9 protein-coding genes are annotated in these 7,662 nt (G+C 69.5%); 3 read left to right on the plus strand and 6 right to left on the minus strand.

Features of this window, described 5'->3' with window-relative positions; genetic code table 11:
- Positions 1-48: 48 nt before the first annotated feature.
- Positions 49-537 carry a MarR family winged helix-turn-helix transcriptional regulator gene (locus NQU54_RS17130; RefSeq protein ID WP_102935130.1) on the minus strand — a complete coding sequence of 163 codons (489 nt, stop codon included), beginning with the start codon at positions 535-537 and terminating at the stop codon, positions 49-51.
- A 211-nt stretch (positions 538-748) separates the two neighbouring features.
- Here NQU54_RS17130 and NQU54_RS17135 point away from each other — a divergent pair, with 211 nt between their 5' ends.
- The gene (locus tag NQU54_RS17135; RefSeq protein WP_257631813.1) at positions 749-952 is read left to right on the plus strand and encodes a hypothetical protein; all 204 of its coding nucleotides are present in this window, start codon (positions 749-751) and stop codon (positions 950-952) included.
- 68 nt (positions 953-1,020) lie between these two features.
- On the opposite strand, the gene NQU54_RS17140 is transcribed toward NQU54_RS17135, so the two are convergent.
- The 4 genes from NQU54_RS17140 to NQU54_RS17155 all read right to left on the minus strand — a co-directional run bounded on the left by NQU54_RS17140 (position 1,021) and on the right by NQU54_RS17155 (position 4,074).
- Complete coding sequence (locus tag NQU54_RS17140; protein ID WP_257631814.1) at positions 1,021-1,830, minus strand: hypothetical protein; 810 nt, start codon at positions 1,828-1,830, stop codon at positions 1,021-1,023.
- A 65-nt stretch (positions 1,831-1,895) separates the two neighbouring features.
- Positions 1,896-2,726, minus strand: a complete 831-nt coding sequence (locus NQU54_RS17145) for an RNA polymerase sigma factor SigF (protein ID WP_167502309.1) — start codon at positions 2,724-2,726, stop codon at positions 1,896-1,898.
- Between the two features lie 187 nt (positions 2,727-2,913).
- Entirely contained in the window at positions 2,914-3,747 is an 834-nt protein-coding gene (locus NQU54_RS17150) for an RNA polymerase sigma factor SigF (protein ID WP_069861030.1), read from the minus strand.
- Positions 3,748-3,909: 162 nt separating this feature from the next.
- Positions 3,910-4,074, minus strand: a complete 165-nt coding sequence (locus tag NQU54_RS17155; protein ID WP_165556256.1) for a hypothetical protein — start codon at positions 4,072-4,074, stop codon at positions 3,910-3,912.
- A 239-nt stretch (positions 4,075-4,313) separates the two neighbouring features.
- On the opposite strand from NQU54_RS17155, the gene NQU54_RS17160 reads away from it, so the two are divergent.
- Positions 4,314-5,339: a 6-phosphofructokinase gene (locus tag NQU54_RS17160; RefSeq protein WP_069861029.1), complete on the plus strand. Its 1,026-nt coding sequence runs from the start codon at positions 4,314-4,316 to the stop codon at positions 5,337-5,339.
- Positions 5,340-5,349: 10 nt separating this feature from the next.
- Here the strand turns inward: NQU54_RS17160 and NQU54_RS17165 are convergent, their stop codons facing one another.
- Positions 5,350-6,234 carry a universal stress protein gene (locus NQU54_RS17165; RefSeq protein WP_257631815.1) on the minus strand — a complete coding sequence of 295 codons (885 nt, stop codon included), beginning with the start codon at positions 6,232-6,234 and terminating at the stop codon, positions 5,350-5,352.
- Between the two features lie 338 nt (positions 6,235-6,572).
- On the opposite strand from NQU54_RS17165, the gene NQU54_RS17170 reads away from it, so the two are divergent.
- A partial coding sequence (locus NQU54_RS17170) for a DUF6777 domain-containing protein (protein ID WP_257631816.1) occupies positions 6,573-7,662 on the plus strand: 1,090 nt, incomplete at its 3' end.

Consider the following 7,662-nt stretch of genomic DNA (forward strand, 5'->3'; position numbering starts at 1 on the left):
CGGGTCCCCGCACACCGCCGTCCGGTGTGGTCGTTGCCATGAAGTTCCTTAACGTTGCGAAGGTGTACGGGTGATGCTGCTCTCCGCCTGTTGCGGCAGAGCCCGGGAACGGGTGTCCCCGAAACTCGTCCGCAACCGGGCGAGAAGTTCGTTGAGCCGGTCGACGTCCTCGTCGGACCAGTCGCTCAGACAACTGGCGAGCGCGTTCGTGTAGCGCTCGGACACCTGACCGAGCAGCGTCCGTCCGCTGGTGTTGATGCTCAGCAGCCGCGACCGCCGGTCGAGCGGGTCGGGCTTGCGGTCCACCCAGCCGCGGTTCGCGACATGCGCCACATGCCGACTGGTCACCGACATGTCGATGTCTAGCAGCTCGGCGAGCCTGCTCATCCGCATCTCGCCGTACCGGTCCAGGAGCATCAGGACGACGGCGGAGCCGGATGGGCAGTCGGCCGGCAGGACGCGCCCGAGGCCGCGTTTGACGGTGCCGATGGCGCTGAGCTGCCGGGCCAGCTCCTCGTAGTGGCTCTGTGTGGCCACGGCACCCCCAGAGGGTTTGGTCAGATTGGTCAGTTGCTTGGGGCAACCATAGAAGAAGTTAGTTGCTACAGGCAAATGAAAGGGTGGTCTGGGTAGTAAATTGCTATTAAAGAGTCGACCCGGAGTCGGTCAAGCGGGGTGGGTGGGGCGGGAGGGGCCGCTGGTACCCGGGGGTGTCCCGGAATCCGCTCGTTCGCTAGGGTCGGGGCTCATGGCGAACAACCCCCAGAGCCCCAACGGAAACAACGACCCGGCGGGCTCCACCCAGATGTTCCGAGCCTTCGTCGACGAGGGCACTCGGCAGCCTCAGACCACCGCCGCGACGGGCGGTGGCGGTTCGCGCGTCGGCGTGATCGTCGGTGTGATCGCCGCGGTCGTGATCGTCGCCGCGGTGGCCTGGCTGGCGCTGGCCTGAGGCCGCCGAACTCGACGTTTCCAGCGGGGGCATGAGCTCCCGCGCCCCTTACGGCTGCCGGGCCGTCCTTACGGCTTCCAGGCGACCGAGACGTCCCGTGTCTCGATATGCATGCCCAGCGGCACCCGCCAGTCGTCCACGCACACCGTCCAGGTCTTCTCCTTCTTCTGGCCCGCGCCGATCGGTGCGGGCAGCTTTTCCTCGGACTTCGACGTCGCCCAGTCGATGCCGAGGAGGTCGATCACATGGGTCGAGAAGGTGACGGTGCCCGAGGTGACCGCGGTTCCTCCGGTGTTGTGGAACTCGACCTTCACCTTTTCGCACCAGCGCTCATCGGTCGCCGTGCGCTCCGGCTTGCCGACCTCGAGGGCGGCCGGTCCGGTGGGCGTGGGGGAGCCGGAGCCTGATCCGGAGGGCGAGGGCTCGCCGGATCCGTCGTCTCGGGGCCCGTCGCCGCCCTTGGGGCCGCCGTCCGTACGCCCCGGGGCCCCGGAGCCGCTCCGCCCGCCGCTCGGGCTGTCCGTACGGCCGGGGGCCCCTGCCGACGCCGAGGGCGCCCGCGAGGCCGGTCCGTCCGCCTTTCCGCCCGTGGTGGCGGCGGGTCCGGACGCGCCCCGATCGCGCTTCCCGCCCGTGCCGCCCTTACCGTCGCGATCGTTCTGTGCGCCGTCCTCGTCCAGGGGCACCAGGTCGACGTCACCCTTGGGTGGCACGGCCTTCGCGGTCCGCTGGCCGTCGGGTCCGGCCGCCCCGGCGGCGACATAGCCGTCGCCGCCACCGCCGCAGCCGCTGAGCAGTGCCCCCAGGCACAGCGTGGCCGCCGAGGAGGCGATCGCCGTGCCTCGGCGGCCCGTTGTCCGGCTCCATGCGTATCGCATCGGGCCAGTGTGGCTGACGACCCGTCAGGTGTACAGGGATCCGGTGCGGAACCGGCCCGTCCGGCTCAGTCCGAGATCAGACCCTCGCGCAGCTGGGCCAGGGTCCGGGTGAGCAGCCGGGAGACATGCATCTGGGAGATCCCGACCTCTTCGCCGATTTGCGACTGCGTCATATTGGCGAAGAAGCGCAGCATGATGATCTGGCGCTCGCGCGGCGGCAGTTTGGCCAGCAGGGGCTTGAGCGACTCCCGGTACTCCACGCCCTCCAGCGCGGTGTCCTCGTAGCCCAGCCGGTCGGCGAGCGACCCCTCGCCGCCGTCGTCCTCGGGCGACGGGGAGTCCAGCGAGCTGGCCGTGTAGGCGTTGCCCACCGCGAGCCCGTCGACCACGTCCTCCTCGGAGACGCCCAGCGCCGTGGCGAGCTCTGTGACGGTCGGGGAGCGGTCGAGCTTCTGTGACAGCTCGTCACTGGCCTTGGTGAGCGCCAGCCGCAGCTCCTGGAGCCGCCGCGGGACCCGCACCGACCAACTGGTGTCGCGGAAGAACCGCTTGATCTCGCCCACGACGGTCGGCATGGCGAACGTGGGGAACTCCACGCCCCGTTCGCAGTCGAAGCGGTCGATCGCCTTGATCAGGCCGATGGTGCCGACCTGGACGATGTCCTCCATGGGCTCGTTACGGCTGCGGAACCGGGCCGCCGCGTAGCGGACGAGCGGGAGGTTCAGCTCGATGAGGGTGTCACGGACGTAGCCGGCCTCCGCACTGTCCTTGTCGAGTGTGGCGAGCCGCAGGAAGAGGGAGCGGGAGAGGGTGCGGGTGTCGATGGCGTCGCAGTCGTCAGGCATGAGCGGTGCGTCGTTGTTGAGCACCTTCGAGCTGCCCAGTTCTACGGACATGCCACCCCCTAGAGGTCGCGAACGGATCCCAGCTGCGCGGTTCGTGTCCGACGCAGCCTCCCCCTGAATACCGGAGGTCGGGCCGCGCCAAACGCGGTTCATGCAGAATGTCACATGTCGGCAACACGCTGTAGCGCCATGTCGACATTACAGCCTCGAAGCCCCGGGCGGAGGTCCCTCGCAAGGATCAGGACTCGATCCGGTTCGCGGATCTCAGCCGGGCGAAGCTCCGGGACAGCAGCCGGGACACATGCATCTGGGAGACACCGAGCTCGGCACTGATCTGAGACTGCGTCAGATTGCTGTAGTAACGAAGCAAAAGGATACGCTGTTCGCGCTCGGGCAGTTGTACGAGGAGGTGGCGCACCAGATCGCGGTGCTCGACTCCGGCGAGCGCCGGGTCCTCGTAGCCGAGCCGGTCGACCAGTCCCGGCAGCCCGTCGCCCTCCTGGGCGGCCTCCAGGGAGGTGGCGTGATACGAGCGGCCCGCCTCGATGCAGGCGAGCACCTCTTCCTCGCTGAGCCTGAGCCGTTCGGCGATCTCGGCCGTCGTCGGGGAGCGGCCGTGCAGCACGGTCAGATCCTCGGTCGCGCCGTTGACCTGCACCCATAGCTCATGCAACCGGCGCGGCACATGGACGGTGCGGACGTTGTCGCGGAAGTAGCGCTTGATCTCGCCGACGACGGTCGGCATGGCGAAGGTCGGGAACTGCACCCCGCGGTCCGGGTCGAACCGGTCGATCGCGTTGATCAGGCCGATGGTGCCGACCTGGATCACGTCCTCCATGGGCTCGTTGCGGCTGCGGAAGCGGGCCGCGGCGTAGCGGACCAGCGGCAGATTGGCCTCGATGAGCGCGGCGCGCACGCGGGCGTGCTCGGGGGTTCCGGGGGTGAGGTCCGACAGTTCGGCGAAGAGCACCTGGGTGAGCGCTCTGGCGTCGGCCCCGCGGCTTCTGCCGCTTTCGGTGCCGCCATCGCCCTGGGGCGGGGTTCTGGGCGCGGTACGGGCCGACACGGTCACGCCACCCCTTCACGATGTACTCACCCGGCAAAAGCGGTCATAGCATCACAAGACATGTGCACTGTGTGCAAGCACCGCTTTACCACGTGTTGGTGGAGGAATCGCCCAATAAGGGGCTGATAGGGGCAGGGGTTCGAGGGTGGCCGACGGGAGGGGGCGAGGTCAGTTGGTCAGTTCCGTCATGAACTCACCGACGCTCTTGGCGGCGTCCGATATGCCCTCGAAGCCGACCTGGACGAGGTCGGCCGCCCGGGCCGGCGTCTTGATGATCGTGTACAGCACGAAGACGATCAGCATATAGAGCGCGATTTTCTTCGCCTGGGCCATTTGTGCTGCCTCTCCCCGCTGTGCCCCTATGCAGTTGCGAGAGTCTATCCACACCTCTGGCGCATCAGTCGTATCAGTCGGATGAACAGACCGGTGTTGTGGGGACACCGCTACGCCGGTGTGGGCGCCGCGCTACATATGGGTGGATTCTGGAGGAAGCTGGAAGAAGAGGGGGGTGGCAAGAGTGGTGCCGGAAGGAGCGGCGGCAGTGGCTCGCGCCGTCGGCGGAGGGAGCGGAGATGCGTGTCGGTGTGCTGACCGGCGGCGGTGACTGCCCCGGGCTCAACGCCGCGATTCGCGGCATCGTCCGGAAGGGCGTGGAGGTCCACGGCTTCGACTTCGTCGGGGTGCGGGACGGCTGGCGCGGTGCGCTCGAAGGAGCCGTCGTGCCGCTGGACGTCCCGGCCGTGCGCGGCATCCTGCCGCGTGGCGGCACCATCCTCGGCTCCTCCCGGACCAACCCCCTGGCCAGCGAGGACGGTGTCGGCCGGGTGCGGGAGACCCTCGCCGAGCACGAGGTGGACGCGCTCATCGCGATCGGCGGCGAGGACACGCTCGGAGTCGCCGCCGCGCTGGGAGGCGAGGGCATCCGGGTGGTCGGAGTGCCCAAGACGATCGACAACGACGTGGCCGGCACCGACTACACCTTCGGCTTCGACACCGCCGTCAATATCGCCACCGAGGCGATCGACCGGCTGCACACCACCGCCGAATCCCACACCCGCACCCTGGTGGTCGAGGTGATGGGGCGGCACGCGGGCTGGATCGCGCTGCACTCGGGCATCGCGGGCGGTGCCAATGCCATCCTCATCCCCGAGCAGCCCTTCGACATCGACCAGGTCTGCGCCTGGGTGGAGAACCGCTTCAAGATCCGGTACGCACCGATCGTGGTGGTGGCGGAGGGGGCCGTGCCGAAGCAGGGGCAGATGGTGGTCAAGGACTCCAGTCTGGACGCGTTCGGCCATGTCCGGCTGTCCGGTATCGGCGAGTGGCTGGCCCATGAGATCGCCGCTCACACCGGCAAGGAGGCCCGCACCACGGTCCTGGGGCATATCCAGCGCGGTGGGACGCCCAGCGCCTTCGACCGCTGGCTGGCCACCCGCTTCGGACTGCGCGCGATCGACACGGTCAAGGACCAGGACTTCGGCATGATGGTCGCGCTGCGTGGCACGGATATCGTGCGCATACCGCTCACGGAGGCCACGGTGGGCACCAAGGCCGTCGATCCCTCGCTCTACTCCGAATTCGGGGTGTTCTTCGGCTGAGGCCGGGCGCTCATGGCGCGGGCTGGGGTACGACCGCCACCGGGCAGTGGGCGTGGTGCAGTACGGCATGGGCCACCGGCCCCAGCCGCAGCTCGGTCGGCCGGGCGGGAGCACGGCGTCCGATCACCAGCAGCCCGGCCCGCTCCGAGGATCGCACCAGTGCCTCCGCCGGATTGAGCAGAATGACGTCCGGCACCACGGTGACCTCCGGGCAACTCTCCCGCCAGGGCCGCAGGGCGTCGGAGACCGCCTGGCTCTCCTGGTCCTCCCACATCGCGCGGTCCTCCTCCAGGGCCGTGAGCATCCAGGCCGACGGGGCGGCCGGGGGCAGCGCCCAGGCGTGCACCACCCGCAGCGGGACGCCCCGCTCCCGGGCGGCGCGGAACGCGAAGCCGGTCGGCGCCTCCGCCGGGGCGTGTGCGTCGAAACCGAGCTGCACCTCGTCCGTATCGGCGCCGTCCCACGCGGCGCCCGTACGCCGCGCCTCCGGGACCGTGACCACGGGGCAGTCCGCCGTCGCCGCCACCCGCAGCGCCACGGAGCCCACCGCCAGTCCGTCGAAGCCGCCCCAGCCCCGGGACCCGACCACCAGCAGCCCGGCGCTCGCGGCGGCCGTGAGCAGCGCCTCGGACGGTTCGTCGCCGGTGTGCTCCCCGTCGATCCCGAGCTCCGGATGGCGGGCCCGGAAGTCGGCGACCGTCTGCCCGAGCATCTGCTCGCCCACGTTCTGCCAGGCGTCCACCCCGGGCACCGGCGAGACCCTGCGGGGCAGTGGCGGACAAGCGTGCACGAGCCGCAGCGCGGCCCCGCGCCGCGCCGCCTCCCGGGCGGCCCACTCGGCCGCCGTAAGGCTGCGCCGCGATCCGTCGACCCCCGCCACGACCGGGCCGCTCATCCGGTCCTCCTCGGCTGCCGTACGTTCTCCTGGTCGCTGCCCTGGCTGTTCCGCCATCCGTTCTCCCGTCCGTTCCCCAGCCAACTGGAGCACGTCCGTTTAGTCTAGATATGCGGCGAACATCCGACATGGTCGGAGAGTGTGCCGCGGATAGACCGCGAGGGGTAGCGACCGCCCCCGGTCCGGGTGCACCCGGACCGGGGGCGGTTCTGCGAGCGGCGACGGTCAAACGCGGGCCAAGTCCCCCAAAGGTGGGGTGAGATGTCAAGGTTTCGGGGGAAGCGGGGGTGTACGAGGCGAGCGCACGATTGGAGCCGAGGTAAGGGAAGGAGAGGGAAATGCGCTCGATCTCATGGCACCTCACCTCGCGTCGTTCAGCAGTCGTCGTCGGTTTCGTCGTCGTGGTCGCCGTCGTGGTGGTCCTTGGGATGGTCTCCTCCTCCGAAAAGGCGTCCGGGGAAGCCACCGGAGAGACGTCCGGGGAAGCCCCCCGATACGGCTCGACGGTCGAATACCGGCGGGAACCCGTCGGAAAGACCTCGGTCCCCGCTTTCACCTCCTCCGCTGGGCATGACCGCAAACACGTGGTGTCGCCCTCCAATGGAGGCCGGGCCTTCCGCGGCAACACCCCGGGTCTCTACGCCGGGATCCGGAACCGGCAGCCCTGCGACCGGCAGGGGCTTACGCACGACCTCGACGCCGACAAGCGGAGGGGCGCCGCCTGGAGCAAGGTCCAGCACATCTCGCCCGACCAGATCTCCGCTTTCGTCCAACGGCTCACGAGCGTCACCCTGCGCTCCGACACCTATGCGAAGACCTACGGTTTCCGCGGTGGGGTGAAGCCGGTGTCGGCCGTCCTTCAGGCCGGCACGGCGGTTTTCGTCGATGAGCGCGGTCTGCCCGTCGTGAAGTGCGACTCCGGAAATCCCGTCAGGGCCTCGGCCCCGCCGCGCAACGCCAAGCCGACCTTCACCGGACCCGAGTGGAACGGCTTCTCCCGGAGCACGGTGACCGTCATCCGGCCGGCCTCGAAGAACGTCAAGAGCCTCGTGCTGGTGGGGATCGGCAAATCCCAGTTGCTGAAGCGCCCGCTCGGTGACGGCGACGGCAGCAGCAACCCGCGGGACACGGTGCTGGCGCGCGCCGACTACCCCTCCTACCTGGCGATGCCGGGCGAGCAGCACGCCCCCCGGCTGCGGGAAGCGCCGAAGGTCACCATGAAGCCGTCCGACCGGTTCACCCCGCTGGAGACCGAGCGCCCGTCCGGGACGCCTTCGCAGCAGTCCCAGCCCTCCGACGAGCCGACGGATCCCGGCCAGCAGCCGCAGGATCAGCCCTCGGACCAGCCCCAGGACCAACCGCAGGATCAGCCGTCGGATCCCGGCCAGCAGCCGCCACAGGATCAGCCCTCGGATCCCGGCCAGCAGC

Origin of the sequence: Streptomyces malaysiensis subsp. samsunensis, from assembly GCF_024519315.1 — a bacterium.
In the GTDB taxonomy this organism is placed as follows: Bacteria; Actinomycetota; Actinomycetes; order Streptomycetales; family Streptomycetaceae; genus Streptomyces; species Streptomyces malaysiensis.

What these genes read in the sequence shown, in the direction of transcription:
- NQU54_RS17135 (WP_257631813.1), top strand. Translation starts at nt 749, where the DNA reads ATGGCGAACAACCCCCAGAGCCCCAACGGAAACAACGACCCGGCGGGC.
- NQU54_RS17140 (WP_257631814.1), bottom strand. Translation starts at nt 1,830, where the DNA reads ATGCGATACGCATGGAGCCGGACAACGGGCCGCCGAGGCACGGCGATC.
- NQU54_RS17145 (WP_167502309.1), bottom strand. Translation starts at nt 2,726, where the DNA reads ATGTCCGTAGAACTGGGCAGCTCGAAGGTGCTCAACAACGACGCACCG.
- NQU54_RS17155 (WP_165556256.1), bottom strand. Translation starts at nt 4,074, where the DNA reads ATGGCCCAGGCGAAGAAAATCGCGCTCTATATGCTGATCGTCTTCGTG.
- NQU54_RS17160 (WP_069861029.1), top strand. Translation starts at nt 4,314, where the DNA reads ATGCGTGTCGGTGTGCTGACCGGCGGCGGTGACTGCCCCGGGCTCAAC.
- NQU54_RS17165 (WP_257631815.1), bottom strand. Translation starts at nt 6,234, where the DNA reads ATGAGCGGCCCGGTCGTGGCGGGGGTCGACGGATCGCGGCGCAGCCTT.